The organism is Parabacteroides sp. AM17-47 (assembly GCF_003434625.1).
GTDB lineage: Bacteria > Bacteroidota > Bacteroidia > Bacteroidales > Tannerellaceae > Parabacteroides > Parabacteroides distasonis.
The window spans coordinates 1-23848 of sequence record NZ_QTLI01000038.1 but is presented as its reverse complement, the minus strand read 5'-3'; the positions used below and the strand labels follow the sequence as shown (position 1 = coordinate 23848).

Sequence of the window (23848 nt, the reverse complement as noted above, 5' to 3'; positions counted from 1 at the left end):
TTATTGTTATTGAATGTGTCTACCTATATCAGCATAAGACAGGCTGATAATCAATTAAAGTACAAAAAGAAACAGCTACCCTTTCCATTCTCGGATTCTACCGAGATATGGCCGCCATGCAAGGTGATTATTTGCTTACAGATGCTTAAACCGATACCCGAGCCGGAGGGCTTGGTGGTAAAGAAAGGTACAAAAACCCGGTCGATAACCTCGGGTAAGACACCGATACCGTTGTCTCGCACGGTAAAGACGAGTTCGTTTCCCTCCCGCTGAGCCGCCACGATAATCTCGGGGTTTGGCTTTTCCGCACAAGCCTCACAAGCATTCTTCAGTAAGTTCAAGAAGACCTGCTCCATCTGCGCCCGATCCGCAAACCATTCCAGAGGCTCATCCGGCAAGCGGAAACGGATAGAAGGCTCCGGGCACAAACGCCTTAAATCCGAAAAGAAATCTTTCACTAAGATACGGGTCTTTACCGGAGAGGCGATCCGGGTCAATCTCCGGTAATTCTCAACGAAATCCAGCAACCCTTTACTCCGGCGATGGATGACATTCACCCCATGCTGGATATACGAACGATTCCGGACATCATCCGGATCTGCTTTACAACGTTTGCTCAAGGTCTCGGACAACGAGATAACGGGTGTGATGGAGTTCATGATCTCGTGCGTCAAGACACGGATCAATTTCTGCCAAGCCTCCATCTCATTCCGCTCCAAGGTAGAATGGATGTTCTTCAAGCTGACGATCCAACGCTCGCAACCTCGCAAGTCGATACGAGTGGCATCGATCGCCCAATCTTGCGGAACGGATGGTTTTCCGTAACGCACCACCGTCTTCCCCGCCTTGATAGCCTCCAAGAACTCATTGGGTAACCGACACCTCGTATCCAGCAACGCGTCGGCGGCCCGGTTCTTCCACTCAATAGCCCCTTCCCTGTCAGTAACGAGTACGGCAGTGTCCACCTTATTCAACAGACTCTCAAAATACTGCCGCCTCACCTCCTCGTCCATCAATCGGCCACGCAAGGATCGCAGGGCCTCGGACAAATCGTCCGCCAACTCCCGCATCACCTTATCCTCATAAGGTGAACGAACGATCTGGATCAAGTCTTGCTGCCGCAAGCAATCCACCACATAACGCCAATACTTCACCTGCCGCATCTGTATGAAATAAAGATGAATCGAGAAATACAAGATCGCGATCCCGCAAAAAGTAGGACAAAAAATAATCTCCTCATGCACGCAATAGAACAGGAGTCCCGTAGACAATACGATGCCTAGGATGTGCGAGATGACCGTGAACGCATACGATCTCATAAGCCGAACTTCTCTATTTTGCGATACAAGGAAAAACGGGTGATACCCAATAGCTCGGCGGCATAGCTCATATTACCGTTGCTTTGCCGCAAGGCTCGCTCAATGATTTTCCGCTCGGCTTGTTCCAGATTCAAATCAGGGTCCAGCTCCTTCTTCCGCTCGTAAGAGGCTGTATAGAGAGGGAAATCATCCGGTCTCAGCACCGTACCCTCGTTCAAGATCACGGCTCGCTCCAAAACATGCTGCAACTCCCGGACATTACCGGGCCAAGGGTATTTCATCAGCTTACTCCCCGCCTCCCGGCTCAACCCTTTGATCGTTTTCTTGTATTTCCGGCTATACAGCCTCTGGAAATGATCGGCCAGCATCAAGATATCCTCTCCCCGCTCACGCAGCGGTGGTATGGCTATCTCTATGGTATTGATCCGATAGAGCAAGTCTTGCCGGAAACTCCCCTCGCCCACCAGCTGACGCAGATTGGCGTTGGTGGCGCAGATCAAACGAACATCGATCGAGATCGGTTCCACCGCTCCCAAACGGGTGATATGACGTTTCTCTATAGCCGTCAACAATTTAGACTGCATCGGCAAGGACAAGTTACCGATCTCGTCCAGAAAGAGCGTACCACCGGAGGCCATCTCCATCCGTCCCGACTTAGACCGTCGGGCATCCGTGAAGGCTCCTTTCTCATAGCCGAACAACTCACTCTCAAATAATTGTTCCGGGATGCTTCCCAAATCGATCGTCACGAAAGCATCGTCACGCCGGGGCGAGTAATGCCTCAACAGACGAGCCACCAAATCTTTTCCCGTACCGCTCTCGCCGGTAATTAATATATTCGCGTCAGTCTCCACGAGTTTGTAGATCGTATCCTTTACCTTCAGCATCGCTGGCGACTCACCGATCAATTCCGGCAATGTGTCGTCCGCCTTCATGGCTTTCATCTGCTCCCGCAAACGTCCGACCTCCTTACGGGAATGGCTCAATCGAATGCCCGACGAGAGGGTAGCCAGCAACTTCTCCGTTTCCCACGGCTTGGAGATGAAATCGGTAGCACCAACCTTAATGGCCTTGACCGCTTTCTCTATATCCGAATAGGCCGTCATGAAGATCACGACCGCCTGCGGATCGATCTCCAAGATTTGTCCCAAATACTCAAAACCCTCCTGCCCGCTCACGGCATCCCGATGGAAATTCATATCCAGCAAGACCACGTCCGGTTGGAACGTTCGCATGAAATACTCGATGCGTGCCGGTTGTGTCGTTACCTTCACCTTTTGCATGTACGGCTCCAACAGTAAGTTCAATGCGAACAACACATCCTTATTATCGTCGATGATCAATATCTTTCCTTTTTCTTCCATACGGACAAAGATAAAGGGAATAAAGACAGCTTGTACGTGCATTATCGCACAAAAAATGTACGCTATCGCACTACATGAAGAAATACAGATTTTTCTATGATTCTATTTTCTAATACGTTACATTTATGGCATGATATTTGAATCGGATTCAGCGAAATTGAGTCATCAGCGATATCATCAAAAAACGGAATTGCCATGTTAATACATTACTGTGTCATTGCCTTCAAAAACATCTGGAAGTATAAAGTAAGCGCCTCCATCAGTATCCTAGGGCTGGCTTTCGCCCTCGTCTGTTTCGTGCCCATACTCTATTGGATGGATCATGAGACCACTTACGATTCTTTCTACAAGGATTCCGAATCCATCTACCGTGTCTATAGCGTAGAGAAACAATCCGGGAAAGTGAACAAAGGAGCCTCGAAAGGTATCGAGAATAGCTTACGAGAGCAAGTCCCAGCTATCGAAGCCTCCACCACGCTTATGCTTTCAACCGAAAACTGCCGTACCCAAGCGACTCCTTATATCCAAATGAATATGCTTTATACAGACAGTACGTTCCTAGAGGTATTCCCGCAATCTTTCGTTTGTGGAGAAATGAATCATCCGCTACAAATCGTAAACAACATGATCTTGAGCGAACGTACGGCGGTCCGTCTATTTGGCGATGCGGAAAAGGCGATCGGGCAACCGATACACACCTTGATGAGAGCCTCCTTACCTCCCTACATCGTCACGGCTGTGGTGAAAGACCCATCACCCCATACCAATCTACCGTTCGACGCGATCATCAACCATAACATGATACAGCATTTCTCCCAGTTACCTCCAGAGGCACAATGGAGCTTCTTCGTGATGGACTTATACGTGAAACTCCATCCAAGCTCAGACCCAAAAGCCTTCGCCAATCAACTAAAAGAGCTACCTGAACGTATCGGGGTGAACAAGGAGATCGAGTTGCGAACACTCCCCATCCGTGAGATCCGGCATCATCTGAATAAAGATACACCCTTCACCTTAAATTTCATCGGCTTGTTTGTCGTATCTGGTGCCCTATTATTGTTTGCCGCCCTCTTCAATTTCTTGAATTCCTATATGGATCTCTTTCGGCAACGTGTGCGGGAATGGCGTTTACGGACGGTCAACGGCGCAACGAGAAAGCAATTGATCGAACAAATGTCTGTCGAGCTAGGCTGTTCCGTACTTGCATCCTTGTTGGTAGCCTTGATCTTCATAGTCCAAGTCAAGCCGCTTTTCGCCCGATGGCTGGAGATTGATTTGGAGATGGGCCGGTTCCTGTTTCTTTTCGCAGGGGTAGGTATAGGTACATTCCTCATCCTCCAATGTGCAGGATTAGTATTCTTCGGGCAGTTCAGCCATACGGCAACCACCTCGCTCGTTCCCAAAGAGACAGTCAAACCCCTTTTGTTACGCCGCATGGCCGTGACCTTACAATTGATGATCAGTATCCTGTTCATCGTAGCATCGCTGGTTGTCATGGAGCAAATGCGATTCGTAAATCAAAAAGATTTAGGTTTCGACCCAAAAGGCCTTATCCAACTATCCGGCTTCGTAGACGTATCCGGGAAAATAGAATCCACGTTGATGCAAGAGTTAAGTGCCCTGCCGCAAGTCAAAAGTTTCACCGACACGAACTTTAAGCCTCAACATCATGTCGATCCCATGGCGATCTTCACGAATGTGGAATGGGAGGGAAAACCGCTGGACACAAAGGTGGACTTCCACCTCTATGGAACCGATCACCGATTTGGTGAGACCTTCGACCTAAAGATGTTAATGGGCCGGTGGTGGACAGAAGGCAACGAACTTAGTGTCGTGCTCAACGAGTCGGCGGTTCGTGCCATGGGCTTACAAGCCCCAGTCGGCAGCATCATCCGTATGCCGTGGTGGTCAGATTTCAGCGTGATCAAAGAATACGAGATCGTCGGTGTCGTCAACGATTTCCATGCGCTATCTTTCCGGGAAAGTATTCATCCGATGCTATTCATTCCTTCGGGTGGACTGGTGAATAATCTGTATATCCGGGTCATACCGGGCGAGGAAGGAAACATCGCCCACCATATCACGGAGCTACTGCCCAAGATAGACCCGACATTAGCGGATACCCGGATCACCCCGATCGGAACGCTTTACGATCAACTGAACCAATCCGAGATCGTCGGGCTGAAAATATTCTCGTTCCTCGCTTTCGCCTGTTTGCTAATCTCCTTGTTCGGCATCTACGCCGTCGCTACAGCCTCCACGAAACGGCGGCGTAAAGAGATCGCTATCCGGAAAGTAGTAGGCTCGAAAGCCTCCGAGATCATTTTCTTGTTCTTCAAGGAATACATGCGATTAATTGTCATCGCCGGAATCATCGCTTTCCCGATCAGCTATCTCGTCATGAACTACTGGTTGCAAGGCTACGCCTATCGCATCCAAATCCAGATCTGGTGGTTGGTGGGAATATTCATCACCATTACCAGCATGGTTCTAGGTACGATACGTGAACAGGTATGTAAGGCAGCCAATGAGAATCCGTCGGAAGTCATCAAGAGTCAATGAATGCCTATGAAAACTACAGACTATTCACGATCAGCTTGATAATACCAAGGATTTTATGTAAGTTCGCGATTCCTAAATATATAATAGAATATGGAACATCCATTGAATATTTACAACACGCTTACGAGAAAGAAGGAGCAATTCATACCCCTGCACGAGCCGCATGTAGGTATGTACGTATGTGGCCCCACGGTTTATGGTGACGCCCACTTGGGACACGCACGTCCGGCGATCACGTTCGACTTGCTATTCCGTTACCTTACCCACCTAGGATATAAAGTGCGTTATGTACGTAATATAACGGATGTAGGGCATCTGGAGCACGATGCCGATGATGGGGAGGATAAGATCGCCAAGAAGGCACGGCTAGAACAGTTGGAGCCGATGGAAGTGGTTCAATATTACCTCAATCGTTATCATCAAGCGATGGATGCGCTGAACGTACTTCCTCCCAGCATCGAGCCGCACGCTTCCGGACATATTATCGAACAAATCGAGTTAGTCAAGAAGATTCTGGATAACGGCTACGCTTACGAGAGTCAAGGCTCCGTCTATTTCGACGTAGAGAAATATAATAAAGATCATAAATACGGCATCCTCTCGGGTCGCAATATCGAGGATATGTTGAATACGACCCGCGCGTTGGACGGGCAGGACGAGAAGCATAACGCCATCGACTTCGCCCTTTGGAAATGCGCCCAGCCGGAGCATATCATGCGTTGGCCGTCTCCGTGGAGCGACGGCTTCCCCGGTTGGCACTGCGAATGTACCGCTATGGGCAAGAAATACCTCGGGGAGCATTTCGACATCCACGGGGGTGGCATGGACTTGATCTTCCCGCACCATGAATGCGAGATCGCGCAAGCCGTGGCTTCCCAAGGGGATGACATGGTTCATTATTGGATGCACAACAATATGATCACCATCAACGGGCAGAAGATGGGTAAATCATTAGGTAATTTCATCACACTGGAGCAATTCTTCACGGGTGATCATCCCTCCTTGCAACAAGCGTATTCCGCCATGACCATCCGTTTCTTCATCCTGCAAGCGCATTACCGCAGCACGGTTGATTTCAGCAATGAGGCTTTGCAAGCTGCCGAGAAGGGCTTGTCACGCTTGATGGAGGCATACGGACATTTGATGAAGTTGCAGCCGTCCGCTACCTCTACCGTAGACACGAAAGGTCTTCGTGAGAAATGTTTCGAGGCCATGAATGACGATTTGAACTCACCGATCGTGATTTCTCATCTATTCGATGCCGCCCGTGCGATCAATTCCGTAAAAGACGGTAAGGCTACTCTGTCCGAGGAAGACTTGAAAGAGTTACAAGAGGTATTCCATTTATTCTTGTTCGATATCCTTGGCATGAAAGACGAGGCTTCCGCCGGTGGTAACAGCTATGAGACTTTTGGCAAGGCCGTAGACTTATTATTATCCATCCGCCAGCAAGCCAAGGCGAATAAAGACTGGGCCACCTCCGACAAGATCCGTAACGAATTAACCGCGATGGGATTCGAGATAAAGGATACCAAGGATGGTGCGGAATGGAAACTAAGCAAATAATCCACCAAGCGAATAGTAAGAGGTTATGACAATCCATGAATTTCTTCAAGGCGATAAATTCGCCTTGCTTGCGGGCGTTGAATTATTAGAAACGGGCAACGGTTACGCCAAGGCGCGTATGCTCATCAAGCCCGAACATTTAAATGGTGGAGGCGTATGTCAAGGTGGGGCGATCTTCACGTTGGCGGATCTGGCTTTCGCCGCGGCGACTAATAGCCACGCACGCCTGACATTATCCATTACCTCAAACATCAATTTCTTTAAGGCGGAGAGTAAGGGATATTTATATGCGGAAGCGAAAGAAGCGTTCAGCCATAAGAGACTGGCGAATTGCGAAGTCCGTATCACCAATGAAGCCGGAGAATTAATCGCGACTTTTAATGGTACAGGTTACCGCAAAGACACGGAATTACCCTTCACTCCGTTGGTTTAAAAAAGAAATTCTATAAAAAGCGAAAGCCTTTGGGGTTTGTTCCCAAAGGCTTTCGCTTTTTTATGCTTATACGCAACACATTATAAATCAATCTAAATAAACAATATGTCATAAACAAATTATTCACATGTCATAACCTCTGCCTTTATGAGCCCCCTTTATTATAAAACATCTTTTATATTTGTCTACATCAATGCTACACGATCACGATAACTACCCTATCAATATAAAAAGCTCTCGCCCCAGCTCCGTGATGAGCTGGGTGCGAGAAACACAAGCCTATCTAAAAAGCTTTCATTTCTTCTGCACCACGATACGGCAAGTAAGTGGGGCACGCAGGTTATAGGAGTCTTTATAATAGACCTCCGCCGCCCCGATCTTCAGTTTCGCCCGGATCTTTACCGGGATATGGTTCTCGTCATCACCGATCCAAACCTCCGCCGCTTCCTTGGCTTGGGAAAATGCCTCATCGTAGATATCGATATAGAAATGGCGGGTACGGAATTTCGCCTCCTTATGCTCGACGATCTGTTGTCCCGTATAGCGAAAACGGGCGTTCACGAGCTCCCGGCCGATAGCGATCATGAAAGGGAACTCCGCACCATAACTCATCGTCCGCCAATCCAGCGAACGGAGATACATCGTAGCTCCCAGCATATCGAATACACGTCCTTTCGCCATTAGCATCGTGTCGATCTTCGTCTCCTTTAATGTATGGCGATGCGAGTGGATATCGATCCTACCGCTTCCTTGATACTCAAACTGGAGATTATCCACCAGATAGTAGTCTCCCTCGTTCGTGCGCTTCGAGCTGAACAAGAGCCGAGGCTCCTTTGAGTAATGGCAATCCATCGTATCACGCATCCTAAAGACTTTCTCGATCACGCCGGCAGAGCGGAACAACAGGTTATAATGCCATGACGGCGCTCCTTGGTATTCCGATTCTTTCACGGAAAGGGTAGCCAATCCGGCCTTCGACATGATCAGCCCCCATTTGAAATAAAGATCGTAATCCACCCGTTCCCCATGGGATAACGGCAACGTTTGTGCCCGCAAAGACGTAAGACTCGCTACACACAAAAAGAAAACGCATATATACAGTTTAGAAGCGCAAGCCGCCCACACCGCTGTTCCTATTGGACGAAGACTGTGTTCCCTCATTTTTGTAATCTCTTTTCTTTTTCGTTAGCTCTTTCGGTTTATTCTTCGTGATATCGATCGGTTTCTGCCGTTTCATCGGTGTAGCCTTGATATTCCACGTCTCCTCCACTTGCCAATTCTGCATGATATTGAATATCTTCGGGCAATAGAAGACAAGTTCCGGCTGCCGTTTATCGGCGTAATTACCGGTATCCCAGACACCATTATCATTCACGTCTAATACTAAACGGGCATAATATTTATCCGGTTTCAAGTCCATGAAAAGCACGCCGCCATCTTTTACCTTCACCTTACGGATCGGCTGGTCGCTGCTATTCAATAATTCCACGAAAGCGGTGGTATCCGCTCCCTCAATATTGATATATAAATGCCCGTACTCATCTTCCTTCTTGATCTTGAATTCCCCGCTATACACATCGTTCCATTTACCATAGGCACTGAATATCGTGGCGGAATCTACTTCCAAACGGTATTCCTCTCCATACTTCCACGGGCGCTTGATGAAGAAATTCAAGGAATTCGTCGTATCCGGGAAGAAATCGAAGTCAACGGCTTCCCAAAGCGTATCCACTTTCTGATCCAGATAAAAATGATCTTTCGTCAATCCCGCTACCGGTTCGCTAAACGTAACAGCGACCGTATCATACAGGTTGATCGAACCGGAAGCGTTTACGTTCATTCCCAGAAACTCGATGGGTTCCGGCTCATCGTCTTTTTTCTTTTTCTTCTTCTCCACAGGACGGCGACGCACGGTAAATTGTACCGTATCGGTCTGCGGACGAAGTATATTCATGGAATCGCTTTTCAGGTAACTCACCTCCACTTGTAGCGTATCTTGCTTCCAGATCAAAGAATCGGTCAACCAGTAATGCACGGCTTTTCCTTCCTCCGCTGTTTGCAAGAAATACCAATTGCTATCCGCCGGGGTGAAATTCAAAGGAACCGGTACCGGAATAGTATCCAAGGAGGTATTGAAACGCAAGGTTAGTATTTTCTCATCCGTACGCTCCGGCTTCAACATATATTGACGCTCTACTTTTTCCTTAAACAGGCGCAACTCGATATTGTCCGGCATAAAATGGGTATAACCGACTGTCATCACCGTATCGATCGTCAAGCTATCTTTCCAAATCGTATCTTGACGGGTCGTCAACTCGAACGCAGGGACGATCAAGGAATCGTAAAAAGCGATCTGCTGCCCGGGCTGGCTGTACTTGTAGGAGCGCATCACATCCTCCAAGGCATAGATCCGATAGGTTCCGGGGGCCATATTACGAATCGTAAACTCGCCCTTGTCGTTCGTACGGGAAGTACGGACAAATGGGATCGTCGTAAAGGCGGAATCCTCCAGATTCGTATGCACGCCGATCGTAATACCCGGCATAGGCTCCAGATTCTCGGCGTTCAGCAAGACCCCGGACACCTCCATACTATCAATGGATTCGCCGGTAGAAAACGCGAAAGAATAATTCTCCAATACATTCTTCTCATTATTATCGGAGATCGAATTGGTAAAGTCTATCGTATAGGTCGTATTCTCCTTCAACGTATCCATCAGCTCGATGACCGCCTTCCGGCCGTTCGCCCGAATAACGGGTTGCTCCATTTGGGGTGGAGTGATGATCACGTTCTCGGTAGGCTTATCGATCTGGATCAACTCATCAAAGATAATCTCCACCTTCTTTCCCTTATAGTTTATCTGGTTAGGCAACGGCGTACTGCTTACGAACTTAGGCGGAGCCTCATCATAAGGCCCCCCGTTCGGCGAGGCTATATTCGCGCACGAATACAGCACGACCAACAGAAGTACCCCTATAAAGAACCGTAAACTATTTCTCACATATTTATCTTCCATTCAATACTCTCATTTCAATTGAGGGACAAAAATAGGGAAAAATCCCGTGAACGATAAGGATATATACGCTAATTAATCTATACAGGCCACCTAAATTAATTGAGTTATCATAAATTATCTTCACCTTATTGTCATTTTTCTCTCCTAAAGAATGTCATCGCGGCTCATCCGGAAAAAAACATCAGCTTGTTTTCCCGAAAACACGTACATGTTTTTCGGAAAACACGTACGACTTTTCCAAAAAACATGTACGTGTTTTTTCGAGTCTGGTTATCAATCTCTTACAAAACGGTAATTCACATCGAACTTATTGTAAAATAAAACACCCGAAATAAGGCAGATACCTAATTAAAAACAGTATCTTCGCGATAGATGGAAGTATAACCAAATAAATAGAGCAACTATGTCAGAAGTATCAGGTATCGAATTGGAGAAAGATGCGGCAGGGAACAACAGCTACGTTCGCATCGACTTAAAGAAATATGGGGATATGATCAATCCTATATTGCAACGATTGGGAGTAAACCTATCGGATAGTAACCTTGATGAATTTGAACGAGATTGGAACAAAGGATTGAGCATCGAGGAATTCAGACAATACGCAAAACAAGAACTAAGAAAACATTTCTATGAAAAAAACGCACAAAGAAAATAACACAAAAGTTATTATCCCTAAAGAAATAATCACTTATCTGATGGATTTAGCCGACACCTTATTTGAGAAAGATTATTATTCATACATTGAGTACGCAAACATACTTATCGATGATATCCTCGACTTCACCCACACTTTACCTCATGCGCCACATTATAACCTCTCCCATACAGCTGAAATGAGGTTCAACCGATACGGGAAAGATTTGCAATACGCCTTTTTCAAACGAAAAAGCAGTAAACATACCACATGGTATGTTTTTTTCAACCGGAAAGGTGATCGATATATTATACGTTATATCACCAATAATCATAAAGACGGCAAGTATATAAGAGCTCCTTTTACCGAGGAGGATTAACACTTCGTTTTAGCAACCTGAACCCAATCCGGCAATACAAACACTTTCGCTTCTCGCAATATTCTCGTTTTAACTGGATGAGTGATTGCGTATCACCAGCGTTATGGACTTCGATACCGGATCGAGCGAAAGCGGTTACGATATGATTGCGTTCCGGCGGGATACTCTCCAAGAGGCGGGTCGCACGCAGGCAATACTCAGGAAGTTTATTTCGACCGCCGTAAGCGAATAGCAGAGGGACTACCGTATTTATTAACAGGATATTCAAGGCATTCTCCCCGATCATTTTATCTTTTTGCACCGAGGCGTATTGGAAGTGATAATGATTCTTCCAATAATCCGAGGGTTGGATACGGAAATAATCCTTGATCTCTTTAGGAGAAGAAGCGGACAGGATCATCGAGAACAACGTATCGTACCGATGCCAGATAGCGGACAGTTGCGCCAACTTCACATGCGGGAAGTTGGTCGGACGGATGCGAAGGCTTTTGAACAAGGAGTCATCCAAAGGCTTGAGGCCGAACTTATGGCGGAGAAACTCATATTCCCGCCTCAGCAGACGGTAGTAATGGCAGGAGCCCTCTTCCGAGAGCATACCCGCTTGTCCGAAAAGCATCGCCTCTACTTGCGACTCGCTAGCCCTTTGCTTTTGGATATATCGCAGGGGGAGGCTTTTCGCCAACCACTCGAAAGCGTCGCTATTCACGCCAAAGCCGAAACTACGGGTCAATAGGATATAGAATACCTCGTTCCAATCCTCTTGGTACTGATCCAGCAGACGGTATATATCCTCTGTCTTTCGTTCCAGCCGCTCACTGAGCAAGGTATCCATCCATGAGGCCAGATGCACGGAGTCCACATCTTGAATCCGCTCAAGACAGGGGACGGGCACCTCTCTTGCCAATAACCAATCGATATTTTTCCGGGCAGGTTCCGGAACGGATAGGAGCAATTGAGGAATAGGCTCACCGTTCATCCGGCAGATGGATGCGTCATTCACACCTGTTACATGCAAGATAACGGAGTCATATGCCTTATCCGAATCATGATGATGCAGCAACCAATCGGAAGCTTTCTCGTGGATCTCCACGCTTCCGGCCCATACCGTGCCGTCAATCTTTATCTTGGCGTTGAAGAAGTCGGGACCGGCGTCGGTGTTTTGTATTCCGGGATCGATAACAGCGATGGGAAGCCCCTCGGTGGTAGCCAATGAAGTACTCGCGTAGAGTTTGTATTTCCAAACATAGTGTAATAAACGTTCCATATTCTTTCAGAGTTAAGATTTTGGATTCAAATGTAATTCATTTTCTGTATATTTGCGACATTAATTGAATTAAAGTATGAAAATTGCACTTATAGGTTACGGGAAAATGGGCAAAACGATCGAGCAGATCGCCATCCAAAGAGGACATCAAATTGTTTCCATCATAGATATCAATAACGCTGAGGATATATATTCAGAAGCGTTCAAGAGCGCCGACGCGGCGATTGAGTTTACTACCCCGGCTACCGCTTTCAATAACTATATGAAATGTTTCGAGGTAGGCGTGCCGGTCGTATCGGGTACTACCGGATGGCTGGACCGTATCGGCGAGATCAAGGAGAAATGCGAGAAAGAGGGCAAAACCTTCTTCTACGCCTCCAACTTCAGCATCGGCGTAAATATCTTCTTCGCCATGAACAAGTATCTGGCGAAAATCATGAACAACTTCCCCTCCTACGACGTTAAAATGACGGAAGTCCACCATATCCACAAGCTGGACGCACCCAGTGGAACGGCTATCACGTTGGCCGAAGGTATCTTGGAAAACATCGATCGTAAAGACCGCTGGACCTTAGAGAACGCCGAGAACGCGACCGACCTGCCGATCCACGCCATCCGTGAGGGTGAGGTTCCGGGTATCCACGAGATCACGTATGAGTCGGACGTAGATACGATCAGTATCAAGCATGATGCCAAGAGCCGTGCCGGATTTGCGCTAGGCGCCGTAATAGCGGCAGAGTTTACCGCCGGAAAGAAAGGTTTCCTAGGCATGAATGACTTATTCAAATTCTAAACGTATTAGCTAAAAGATGAAGAAGTTCACGAAAAAACAATGGATCAAGTTTAGTATAGCGGCCGTATTATACACGTTGTTCGCTATCTGGATGCAAAACTTATGGTTACTGCTGGGATTAATCGTCCTAGTCGATATATTCTTGACGCACTACATCCCTTGGGGAGCTTGGAAACGGTCTAAGAACCCGGCGGTACGCAACGTATTGGAATGGGTGGACGATATCGTATTCGCGCTGGTAGCCGTTTATTTCATCAATTTGTTCGTCTTCCAGAACTATCAGATACCGAGTTCTTCCCTAGAGAAATCCTTGCTGGTAGGAGATTACCTGTTCGTCAGCAAATTAAGTTACGGCCCTCGCGTTCCGAACACTCCGATCTCCTTCCCGTTGGTACAAAATACGTTGCCTATCTTAAACTGCAAATCGTATCTGGATTGGCCGGAATGGGGCTACAAACGGGTGAAAGGTTTGGGCCACGTGAAACGTAATGATATCGTAGTGTTCAACTTCCCCGCAGGCGACACGATCGCCGTGAAAGTGCAAAACCCAGATTACTACTCCTTGGTCGAGGAGTACGGACGGGAACGTATCTTATTGGATAAGGCCACGTTCGGCGAGGTTATGTACCGCCCGGTCGACAAACGGGAGAATTACGTGAAGCGTTGTATCGGTATGCCGGGTGATACGCTCCAACTCATAGACAACCAAGTGTACATAGACGGTAAACCCGCCGAGAACCCGAAAGATATGCAGTTCAACTACTTCATCGAAACAGACGGTTCCCCGATCACAGAGGAGCAATTCCGCCTAATGGACGTAAGCAAGGATGACCGTATGCTGGCCTCCAGCGGCGGTTATTACCAGAACCTATTGTCATACCTAGGCTTTACGCCTAACGCGAACGGACAGTACAACCCGGTATATCGCCTGCCACTCACGAAAAAGGCCTTGGCGATAGCGGAGAAGTTACCTACCGTGAAGAAGGTTATCATCGAGCCGGAGACGTTGGGCGGCCCTACCTATCCGGTCGGATACAATACTGGCTGGACCCGTGATAACTTCGGGCCGCTTTGGATCCCGAAGAAAGGGGCTACCATCCCGTTGGACGAACGTAATCTGGCGTTGTACAGCCGTTGTATCAAGAATTACGAGAACAACACCTTGGAAGTGAAGGACGGCAAGGTCTACATCAACGGCAAGCCCGAGACTTCCTATACGTTTAAATACGATTATTACTGGATGATGGGCGATAACCGCCATAATAGCGCGGATAGCCGCTCATGGGGTTTCGTACCCGAGGATCACATTGTCGGCAAGCCGATCTTGGTTTGGCTATCCTTGGACAAGGATCGCAGTCTGTTCGACGGTGGTATCCGTTGGAACCGCCTGTTCCGTTGGGTGCATCCGGATTAAGAGGTGAAAACTTCGTATTATGACAATCCAACGATTCCTGATAGTTCTCATGAAATGGCTGGCAGCTTTCGCGCTAGCCGCGGGGATCGTCATGCTCATACGCCTTTTCTGCATAGAGTCCTATCGCATCTCCACGGACTCTATGGAAGAGGCTTTGCATAAAGGGGATTATATCCTAGTCAATAAAATACCGGGGAAGAATAAGCCCGTCCGGGGCAAGGTCGTGCTTTTTACCAGCCCGCTCTCTCGAGATTCAGCGGATGCTCCCTTATTCATCAGCCGATGCATCGGTATGCCGGGCGATACGATCCGGGTCAGCATGGACGGATATACGATAAACGGGCAGAAAATCCCCCGCTCTCCTCGCTCCCTCTGTTCCTATTTCATAACACTGAGCGCCAAGGAGACGTTCTTGGAGACGTTAGAGAAGTTGGACATCCCACTTAGGGATTTCAGGCAGGAAAGTTTCGGCTGTATGCTCAGCCTCACGGCTTTCGAGGAATATCAATTGAGGGAGGAATTGCCCGACGCCATAAACCGTCATTTTATCGGGGAACAAATGCAAGAATACATGTTGATCGTCCCCCGGAAAGACCGGGCTTACCCGCTGGACGCCGCCTCGCTCACCGCCTGCAAGGAGATCATCATGCGGGAGACGGATGGTAAAGCTTCCTTCCGTGACGGAAAGTTATATCTGGACGGGCGGGAGACTAATTTCTTCTTTTTCCAACAAGACTACTATTGGGTACTGTCCGATAATACCAACGAGGCGGTAGATTCCCGCCATCTCGGTTTCATACCGGCCGACCATATCGTCGGCAACGCTTGGCTCTGCTGGTACAGCCCCGACAAACAACGAATCTTTAAACCCGTTCATTAACATGCGACCTGTATATATAGCGACCGCCTATCTAGGCCCCATACAACAATATTGTAAGATGCTCCAATACCCGGAGGTCCGTATCGAGACCGCCGAGAATTACGTGAAGCAAACCTATCGTAACCGCTGTTCCATCGCCGCCGCGAACGGCCCACTCTCCCTATCCATCCCCATCGTCAAGCCGGATACCTTGAAATGCCAGACCAAGGACATCCGTATCTCCGACCATGGAAACTGGCGGCACCTACACTGGAACGCTTTGGTATCGGCCTACAATATGAGTCCGTTTTTCGAGTATTATGCCGATGACTTCGCTCCTTTCTACGAGAAGAAATACGAGTTCCTCCTCGACTTCAACGAGGAATTGCGCTGTCTGGTCTGTGACCTGTTGGATATGCAACCCGCAGTCGTCTACACCGACCATTATGAACCGGAGGTAGCCAACGATTTCCGGGAAACGATCCGCCCGAAACACGAAGGGGAAGATCCCGCCTTCTGCCCGGAACCTTATTATCAAGTATTCCGGGAGAAATTCGGATTCCTCCCCAATCTGAGTATTGCTGATTTGCTGTTCAATATGGGCCCCGAAGGACTCGTTACGTTACGGGCATCAATTACCGGATCTCTTTAATCGATTGTATCAAGGCTTCCATATCTTTCGGGAAGATATCTCCGATATTACCGATACGGAACGTATCCGCATCCGAGATCTTACCCGGATAGATCACGAAGCCTTTCTCCTTCAGCCGTGCGTAGAACGAGGTGAAATCGAAATCCGCGGAAGGATATAAGAACGAAGTGATAATAGGCCCTTGGGCATCATCGGGCAGCAAGGTCTTGAAACCCAATCCACGCATACCTTCCACCAATACTCGGTGATTCTCCTGATATCTCTTATAACGAGCCGTGATACCGCCTTCCTCGTTCAATTCCTTCATGGCTTGGTAGAAAGCGTGAACCACGTGCGTCGGAGACGTGAAACGCCATTTGCCTCCCCCTTTCTCCATCGCTTCCCACTGGGCATAGATATCTAAGGAAAGCGAGCGGGCATTCCCCTTCGTCGCCATCAATTTATCTTTTTGGGCGAGGATAAAGCCGAAGCCGGGAACTCCTTGAATACATTTGTTCGCGCTACTGACCAAGAAGTCGATACCTAAACCTTTCACGTCGATAGGGACACCGCCAAAGCTGCTCATCGCATCCACGATAAAGGTAATCCCCCGGCCCTTGATCACCTCGGCTACCTCCTCAATCGGATTCAACAAACCGGTCGTGGTCTCGCTATGTACCATTGAGAGATGCGTGATACCGGGATGTTCCTCCAAGGCACGTCGGGCTACCTCGCCGGTTACCAGTTCCGTCTCATGCAAAGAGACCAGTACGTAATTGATATGATAATAATCGGCGATCTGCGCCATACGTTTGCCATAAGCACCGTTAGCGAGGATCAACAATTTATCCTCCGGACGGACAGCAGCCCCGATCGTAGCCTCCACACAATACGTTCCGCTACCTTGCAGCAGGACACTGGTGTACTCATCCCCGTCCAATCCCGCTATCGCCAGCAAGCCTTTACGGATCGGGGTAACGATACCCTCGTTATAATCCTTATCCCACGTACACCAATCTTGAAGCATGGCCTCACGCACCGTCTGCGACGTACTCAACGGGCCCGGTGTCAATAATAAATAGTTTCTCATATGATTGTTTTATTCTATTCGGTTATCAAGCTTAATTCCTGTTGTTAATCTTCTCGATGCAAGCGGGCAGCTCGGCGATCGTATCCAAGACGAAATGAGCCCCCGCCGCCAACATACGCTCACGCACCTCTTTCTTCAGAGATTCCCATTCTTCCGCCGGACGGCTGTTATATTCCTCCTCGCTCACGCCCATCTCGTTGCTACCGGTCACGATACCGACGCTCCATACCTTGGCGTTCACGCCCTCCTTAATATCAGCGATCGTATCTCCTACCTTCACCACTTGATCTACGGAAGGAATCGCTAAATCTATCATATTCTTATAGATCATATACGGGGCGGGGCGACCGGCCGGGACCTCGTTCGGTGTCACCAGATTATCTACCCTATATCCTTTGGCCTCGGCTCCGGGACGGACAATCTCCATCATCTTCGCCGTGTACCCGGTCGTAGAGCCGATCTTTATACCTTGCTCGCGAAGCATCGCCATCGTCTCCAAGACTCCCGGTATCGGAGTGGTGAAATCCTTCAAGGAAGCGAACAAATGTTTCTCGAAACTAGCGTACATCTCATCCACGTCCCCCTTGTTCCAGTCCCTCTTATACAGGGCACGGAACTTCTCGTTCACCTCCGGCATGCTCAAGATTGCCTTGATATGATCAATCTTCAAGAGACCCATCGGCTCACGGGCCTGCCGGTAAGTGATATCAATCCCTTTCTCTTCCGAGAATACCTTGAGAAAAGCGTTCAGTGGAGCGAAGCATCCATAATCCACGGCCGTACCGGCCCAATCCATAATGACACCTGAAATCTTCTTCATATTCTGTATGTATCGTATTTAATAATTTTCTTGTTTAAGCGATCGTAAGGACATTGTTTTCGGTAGGTTCAAGAGTTGCTATTTCCTCGCAGCCACATAAAGCGGTCTCCTTGCGATAGCGTTGCCGCAAATATACGAAGGAAGCGACAAAAGTGGCGCAGCAAAAGATCCCTACATATCCGGCAAGTTGGTTATAAAATACCGCCCAGTCCAATCTCGTACCCACGAATTCCTTTAGTACCAATACCAGTATCGTACCCGTGTACCCCAGAAAATCTGTTAAGACAATAAAGAAACCGACGTTTCCCCGTATCTTGAAACAGGCGATGAAGCGATCGAAGAAAATTGTCTGGAAGGTTAAGTAAGCCATATACAGGCAAAGGCTCTGCAAGAAAAGCCATGTCACCGGGCTCAATCCCATCCGCTCCTGCCCGAACGACACGAACGCCATGACCATCATGCCCGTAATAATCAAACCGTACAGGACTGAAAGCGCCTTAAAATTATCTTTCACGAGCACCATCAAACCAAAGATCGCCAAGATAGTCAAGGTCACCACGCTATCTATTTGCGTGAACAACCAAGGCGAGTAACCGGACATATCGATGATATTCACCAAGAAGTCCTCCTTGATATCCCGCAATACCACGATCGCTATATTCGCCACGAAAAGCATCGTCAAGAAAGGCATGAAATGCTTAAAAAGCTCCCAACGCTGCCGCCCGTTCAAGGTCTCCCGCTCCGACTTCAAGGCGATATCCTCCTCCGTAGGCTGTGGAAGTCGGTTCAGCGCATATCCCAACAAGGCTAGCAAAGGCAATGCCACCGCCCCGATCAAGGCGGGCATCCAGAACTCGCTGACCTGCCACGTATCCATTACGTACAAGCCGACAGACTTTGCCGTACCGGAACTGATCACCATACTTACGCCCAACAAACTAGCGAGGACATCCGTCATCCTACGTCCTTCTATAAAGCTGAAAATAATCCCCCACATACATCCCAGCGAAAGCCCGTTCAAGAACATCGCCGCTATATTATAAGGAGCCGAGAGCAACCCGAAGAATACCAACGAAAGTTCCGCCATCACCACGGACATCAAGATGAACCGCAAGCGCTCTTCCCGCCGCAACTCCGATATCAACTTAATTCCCATGAACTTCGACACCACGTACCCCAAGATCTGCACGATCGTAACCGCCACCTTATAGTCCATATTGAATACCTCCAGATCCTCGAAAGCGGCAGCCGTATAAGGCTTACGCAACATATATACCAAGGAATAAGAAAGCAAAGCGGCCCCTCCGGCCCATAGGATGAAGAAGAGATCGGAAACCCGCCTCCGGGATGTTTTATTTGTCTGTATCGCAGTGTCCATAATCTTCTGTCGTTTTATTTTCGAAGGCAAAAGTACAGCCGCCATGTTACAGACATATTACTGAACCCATGAATGTATATTATTAATACCCAACTAGGAATCAATAAATTATAAAGAAATATTTATGTAACATTCATGAAACGGAAACGCAACATATGTCCTCTTATTTTGTAAGGTAAATCAAGAGTATAAACACATGAACAATCTTCAAGAATTCTACCGAAAGATCGAATATCTACGAAGCAATGGGGTTAAGATGAAAGAGATAGCCGACTGGATCGATATGGCTCCCAGCATATTGTCCTCCCTATATACGACCGTATTGCCGAATTATTTCGAGGGCATCAAGAGTTACCCGCCGGAAGAAGCGCTGGACTCGGCGCTCGCCCTAGTGAATAACGTGTCGAAAAAACGTTTGCTTTCCCATATAGAGGAGATGATCCTTCGCCTAGACCAGATGGAGCTCGCCGAACCGGATAGCCTAAAAGATAATCCTTTCGCCAAGCAATTGATGGAGGAGACACGGCTCTCCGCCTCTAAAATAGAGGCTTTCAAAGGAATCTATACCAGTTACAGCCTTTCTTCCTCCTCGGACTGCCTCAAGATGGAACCCTTCCTACTCTCCCCCTCGGATAATCAAGTCCGTGTAGGGCGGATCAGCGCTTATGGAGAGGCTCAATGGGGATTCGGGATCATGCCCGATCCTCAGAATTTCCATTGCATGCTGAACGAGAACCAAGCGCCCCAATTCACGATGGTAACGATATACCTGCAAATACCATTTTTCAAGAATCCCCGCCAATTACGAGGATTATACATCGGTCAGGATTATAATCGTAACCCGATTGCCCGCCGAATCCTTCTTATCAAGGAATCAGAAAGCACGGAGATCGATGAATTCATGAGCCGGAAAAGCGGACTGATCGATAAAGAAGATTTTACCCCGGAACAACAGGTCTACTATGATTATACTTGCCAGACAGGAGATTTTATCAAGATGTGTACAGTCCCATCCCTGCGGATGGACGAGAGTGATTTAGTCAAAGAAAAGAAGATGCTAACCCTATAAACCAGTAGAGACGGGGCATGCCCCGTCTCCCACCATCCTAATATAATAGAGACTGATTATTCCTTCTGGAACTTCCTGCTCACCTTCAAGAGGTTCGCCGTAAAAGAAACCACGTTCTGGGCTTCTTGTACCATGTTCAAATAAACCATGCTCACCTTCGTGCTGCCGGACTGCCCTTGGATACGCTTCAACTCCCCTTTCTTCAAGGCGGTAAGTTGGTTCATCAAGGTAATCGACTCAGCGATCAGCTCCTCAAAACCAATATAATCGTTTTTACGGATCATAATAGCGCAATTTCTCAAGAAGGAGATGATTTGTTCAGATACCTTACCAAAATCATCTTTCTGTACCGGACTCAACGGGCTGAAATTATTATCGATATGATCTTTCATCGGTTCTGCCAAGCGACGGATACTGAATATGATCTCGCTGGCGAAGTCATTTCCTTGATAATAATAAAGCCCCTTCTCCACGGCGATGTCGTGATCCAATTGGGTAACGCCAAGCGTACCGACACGTTTCACTTGCTTCAAGTGAATCTTCTTCTCCTCCACGGCAGTCAAGACCTTGCGCAACTCACGGAGGTTCTCATTCATGAATCCATTTACTGCCTTGCCGAATACTTCCGCCGTAAAATCCAGATCGGATTGTAATTCCTCACGGCTATGCTCGCGGAACAGGGCCAAAGCCTCACGGGTATCCGTAGCCTTACGAAGTTTAGACACCGTAGAATTCACCTCCTCCTTCAATGCCTCTTTCCGCAATTTAGCCTTATAAGCGAAGTGGCTACGAACCAACGAATAGATCGCCAAACCAATCATAGCGACCAAAGCTGGAATACCTCCCCAATAAATCAAGAGAGCGACGATGAAACAGATCGTAAAAGCAGCCCCTGCCGTAATGAACCAACCACCTATCACGGACAATACGCCTGTGATGCGATATACGGCGCTCTCACGCCCCCAAGCACGGTCTGCCAACGAAGTACCCATAGCGACCATGAAAGCCACATACGTCGTAGATAAAGGCAATTTCAAGGAGGTTCCCAAAGCGATCAGCAATCCGGACAAAACCACGTTCACCGAGGCACGTACCAAGTCGAAGCTAGCCTTGTCATCCATGATCATCTCGCTTTGGTTGAAACGGCTATCAATCCAGTTCTTAACCGGAGTGGGCACGATACTTAATATCGTAGCGGATATATTACTGCAATTCCGTACCAATACCCGTGCGACAGGCGATGTACCGAAAGACTCCTCTCCATCCGATTGACGAGACAGATCCAAGGAAGTCTTCACCACGTTCTGAGCCTTTTTGGAGGTAGCCAAGGCGATTACCATCACGACCCCGGAACCCACCAAGAAATACCAAGGTGTCTGGGCCGGTCCCAACAAAGAGGTCATCAAAAATGTATCTGTGGTAGTGGTCCCTCCCTGCGCCATCAAGTCCATATAAGAGGAATAGCCAGCCAAGGGGACTCCGATAAAGTTCACCAAGTCATTCCCGGCAAAAGCCAACGCCAAGGCAAACGTACCCATCAAAATGACCACCTTGAATACATTCACCTTCAACCAATGCAATACCTGCATCAAGATCGTAAAAAATACCATACATCCCAAAACGATCATCCCCGTATTGGCATACACCATATCCTTGAACTCACCCGTCATAAAAGAACTTGTCTTCAGTCCCTTTATCAGCATAAAGTAAATGATGGAAGTGGCCGCTAAACCTCCGAACAGACCAATAAAATATTTAGAGCTTTTCTTATAATTAAACGAGAACAAGATCCGGGACAGATACTGCACGATCACACCAAAGAAAAAAGCGATCGCCACAGAAAGAAAGATACCCAGAATCACGGTAAAAGCCTTTTCGGTATTCAGCAGATCCCCCAATTGCAAAGCGCCTGAAGAACTAGCGATCTTTACCAAGGCGATCGCTACCGTTCCACCCACCAACTCAAACACCATGGAAACCGTTGTCGAGGTCGGCATACCTAATGAGTTAAAAATATCCAGTAGCACCACATCCGTAAGCATAACGGCCGCAAGGATACACATGATCTCCGAGAAATAAAAATGCTGGGGTTGATAAATACCATGCCGGGCGATATCCATCATACCATTGGATAACGCCGCACCAACAAAGACTCCCACAGCAGCGATAGCGATAATAACTTTAAAGGATGCGGCTCTCGCACCGATAGCTGAATTCAAGAAATTCACGGCATCATTACTAACACCGACCGATAAATCTACGATGGCCAATACAAACAAAAATATGACCAAGAACAAATAAAATGTTTCCATACTGATTGTTATAATTCTTGCGCAAAGTTCTGAAACAATTATTTCGCATCCGTTACATACATATTACAATGATGTTACAACCTGCGGATTAGATTCAAAAACAACCAGATATGAAATTAGGTTGAAATTAACATCAAGTATTTCTCTTTTAAGAGAGAGATCCACTAAGGGTTTTTATATACATTTGCGACTATATATTTAGAAGGGAAATAAGTTAACAAGATTCTAGTTACTTGGAAAAACACTCCAAAGAAATAATGCAATGGGTCTGTGAAATCGCGCTATCCGATTCTCAAACTGCTTTTAAATCGCTTTATTTAGCCTATTTTCAGAGGCTAATGCGGTTTACATCCCTTTATGTGCCTTCCTCTGTAGAAGCTGAGGAAATTGTCTCTGATACATTTCTAAGTCTTTGGAATAATAGAAAGTCATTACCGGAGATCTCTAACTTCGATTCTTATATCTATGGCATAGCCCGCCACAAAGCCATCAGCCTATACCGGACACAGCATATGGAGAAAGTCCAGATCGATGAGAATACGATCGATTTATTTGCGCATACTGATACTACGCCCGAGGAAGAACTTATTTCTAAAGAATGCATCGATCATTTAAATGAGGCGATCAATGCACTCCCGGATAAATGCAAGATGGCTTTTAAACTGATCCGTGAAGATAAGATGAAATATAAGGATGCGGCAAATATCCTAGAAATATCAGTAAAGACATTAGAAGCCCACATCGCCACGGCAGTCCGAAAACTACGGGAATCTCTAGCTAAAGAAATAAACGACTGATCTATCCATTTTCCCCAGTTGTAGAGACGTAGCGTGCTGCGTCTCATCCCCTAGCAATAGTAACAATACTATCAGTCTGTAGTGAGCGAGGCACGCCACGTCTCTACAACGGCTGGTGTATATACCAAAAAAAGGAGCCAATCTTTCG

20 protein-coding genes are annotated in these 23848 nt (G+C 47.5%); 11 read left to right on the top strand and 9 right to left on the bottom strand.

All coding sequences use genetic code 11. From position 1 onward, the window contains the following. Positions 1-50: 50 nt before the first annotated feature. Both DW205_RS20985 and DW205_RS20980 read right to left on the bottom strand, forming a co-directional pair. Entirely contained in the window at positions 51-1319 is a 1269-nt protein-coding gene (locus DW205_RS20985; protein ID WP_005864013.1) for a PAS domain-containing sensor histidine kinase, read from the bottom strand. Further along, positions 1316-2683 carry a sigma-54 dependent transcriptional regulator gene (locus DW205_RS20980; RefSeq protein WP_008778028.1) on the bottom strand — a complete coding sequence of 456 codons (1368 nt, stop codon included), beginning with the start codon at positions 2681-2683 and terminating at the stop codon, positions 1316-1318. Before DW205_RS20980 ends, DW205_RS20985 begins: the two co-directional genes overlap by 4 nt. A gap of 195 nt (positions 2684-2878) precedes the next feature. Between DW205_RS20980 and DW205_RS20975 the strand changes: the two genes are divergently transcribed. The 3 genes from DW205_RS20975 to DW205_RS20965 all read left to right on the top strand — a co-directional run bounded on the left by DW205_RS20975 (position 2879) and on the right by DW205_RS20965 (position 7244). Continuing rightward, positions 2879-5245 carry an ABC transporter permease gene (locus DW205_RS20975; protein ID WP_005864009.1) on the top strand — a complete coding sequence of 789 codons (2367 nt, stop codon included), beginning with the start codon at positions 2879-2881 and terminating at the stop codon, positions 5243-5245. Positions 5246-5335: 90 nt separating this feature from the next. Continuing rightward, positions 5336-6811: a cysteine--tRNA ligase gene (gene cysS, locus DW205_RS20970; RefSeq protein ID WP_005864007.1), complete on the top strand. Its 1476-nt coding sequence runs from the start codon at positions 5336-5338 to the stop codon at positions 6809-6811. A gap of 25 nt (positions 6812-6836) precedes the next feature. Continuing rightward, positions 6837-7244 carry a PaaI family thioesterase gene (locus DW205_RS20965; protein ID WP_005864005.1) on the top strand — a complete coding sequence of 136 codons (408 nt, stop codon included), beginning with the start codon at positions 6837-6839 and terminating at the stop codon, positions 7242-7244. 294 nt (positions 7245-7538) lie between these two features. On the opposite strand, the gene DW205_RS20960 is transcribed toward DW205_RS20965, so the two are convergent. Then, entirely contained in the window at positions 7539-8405 is an 867-nt protein-coding gene (locus DW205_RS20960) for a DUF3108 domain-containing protein (protein WP_005860674.1), read from the bottom strand. Then, positions 8347-10260, bottom strand: a complete 1914-nt coding sequence (locus tag DW205_RS20955) for an Ig-like domain-containing protein (protein WP_005864003.1) — start codon at positions 10258-10260, stop codon at positions 8347-8349. Before DW205_RS20955 ends, DW205_RS20960 begins: the two co-directional genes overlap by 59 nt. 403 nt (positions 10261-10663) lie before the next feature. On the opposite strand from DW205_RS20955, the gene DW205_RS20950 reads away from it, so the two are divergent. Together DW205_RS20950 and DW205_RS20945 are read left to right on the top strand one after the other, a co-directional pair. After that, positions 10664-10915, top strand: coding sequence for a hypothetical protein (locus DW205_RS20950; RefSeq protein WP_005864002.1), 252 nt, complete (start codon positions 10664-10666; stop codon positions 10913-10915). Further along, the gene (locus DW205_RS20945; protein ID WP_005864000.1) at positions 10890-11273 is read left to right on the top strand and encodes a hypothetical protein; all 384 of its coding nucleotides are present in this window, start codon (positions 10890-10892) and stop codon (positions 11271-11273) included. Before DW205_RS20950 ends, DW205_RS20945 begins: the two co-directional genes overlap by 26 nt. Here DW205_RS20945 and DW205_RS20940 read toward each other — a convergent pair. Further along, positions 11257-12537 (bottom strand): DUF2851 family protein, encoded by a 1281-nt coding sequence (locus tag DW205_RS20940; RefSeq protein WP_005863998.1) that lies wholly within the window; start codon positions 12535-12537, stop codon positions 11257-11259. The two genes, DW205_RS20945 and DW205_RS20940, sit on opposite strands and share 17 nt — an antisense overlap. 76 nt (positions 12538-12613) lie before the next feature. Between DW205_RS20940 and dapB the strand changes: the two genes are divergently transcribed. Genes dapB through DW205_RS20920 form a run of 4 tightly spaced genes read left to right on the top strand, consistent with a single transcriptional unit; the run spans position 12614 to position 16255 of the window. After that, on the top strand, positions 12614-13330 hold the full coding sequence (dapB, locus tag DW205_RS20935) for a 4-hydroxy-tetrahydrodipicolinate reductase (RefSeq protein ID WP_005863996.1): 717 nt from the start codon (positions 12614-12616) through the stop codon (positions 13328-13330). 16 nt (positions 13331-13346) lie between these two features. After that, positions 13347-14744 carry a S26 family signal peptidase gene (locus DW205_RS20930; RefSeq protein ID WP_005863994.1) on the top strand — a complete coding sequence of 466 codons (1398 nt, stop codon included), beginning with the start codon at positions 13347-13349 and terminating at the stop codon, positions 14742-14744. A gap of 19 nt (positions 14745-14763) precedes the next feature. Then, complete coding sequence (lepB, locus tag DW205_RS20925) at positions 14764-15624, top strand: signal peptidase I (protein ID WP_005863992.1); 861 nt, start codon at positions 14764-14766, stop codon at positions 15622-15624. 1 nt (position 15625) lies between these two features. Beyond that, positions 15626-16255 carry a WbqC family protein gene (locus DW205_RS20920; protein ID WP_005863989.1) on the top strand — a complete coding sequence of 210 codons (630 nt, stop codon included), beginning with the start codon at positions 15626-15628 and terminating at the stop codon, positions 16253-16255. On the opposite strand, the gene phnW is transcribed toward DW205_RS20920, so the two are convergent. Genes phnW through DW205_RS20905 form a run of 3 tightly spaced genes read right to left on the bottom strand, consistent with a single transcriptional unit; the run spans position 16239 to position 19522 of the window. Then, positions 16239-17324 (bottom strand): 2-aminoethylphosphonate--pyruvate transaminase, encoded by a 1086-nt coding sequence (gene phnW / locus DW205_RS20915; protein ID WP_005863987.1) that lies wholly within the window; start codon positions 17322-17324, stop codon positions 16239-16241. The two genes, DW205_RS20920 and phnW, sit on opposite strands and share 17 nt — an antisense overlap. A 31-nt stretch (positions 17325-17355) precedes the next feature. After that, positions 17356-18144: a phosphonoacetaldehyde hydrolase gene (phnX, locus tag DW205_RS20910; RefSeq protein WP_005863985.1), complete on the bottom strand. Its 789-nt coding sequence runs from the start codon at positions 18142-18144 to the stop codon at positions 17356-17358. A 34-nt stretch (positions 18145-18178) separates the two neighbouring features. After that, positions 18179-19522: a DUF5690 family protein gene (locus DW205_RS20905; protein ID WP_008774290.1), complete on the bottom strand. Its 1344-nt coding sequence runs from the start codon at positions 19520-19522 to the stop codon at positions 18179-18181. Between the two features lie 196 nt (positions 19523-19718). Between DW205_RS20905 and DW205_RS20900 the strand changes: the two genes are divergently transcribed. Continuing rightward, positions 19719-20591, top strand: a complete 873-nt coding sequence (locus DW205_RS20900) for a hypothetical protein (protein WP_005863981.1) — start codon at positions 19719-19721, stop codon at positions 20589-20591. 56 nt (positions 20592-20647) lie between these two features. Here the strand turns inward: DW205_RS20900 and DW205_RS20895 are convergent, their stop codons facing one another. Next, the gene (locus DW205_RS20895) at positions 20648-22903 is read right to left on the bottom strand and encodes an inorganic phosphate transporter (protein WP_005863979.1); all 2256 of its coding nucleotides are present in this window, start codon (positions 22901-22903) and stop codon (positions 20648-20650) included. A gap of 257 nt (positions 22904-23160) precedes the next feature. On the opposite strand from DW205_RS20895, the gene DW205_RS20890 reads away from it, so the two are divergent. Beyond that, a complete protein-coding gene (locus DW205_RS20890; protein ID WP_005863977.1) occupies positions 23161-23700 on the top strand; it encodes an RNA polymerase sigma-70 factor in 540 nt (179 codons plus the stop codon). The last annotated feature ends 148 nt before the right edge of the window (positions 23701-23848 follow it).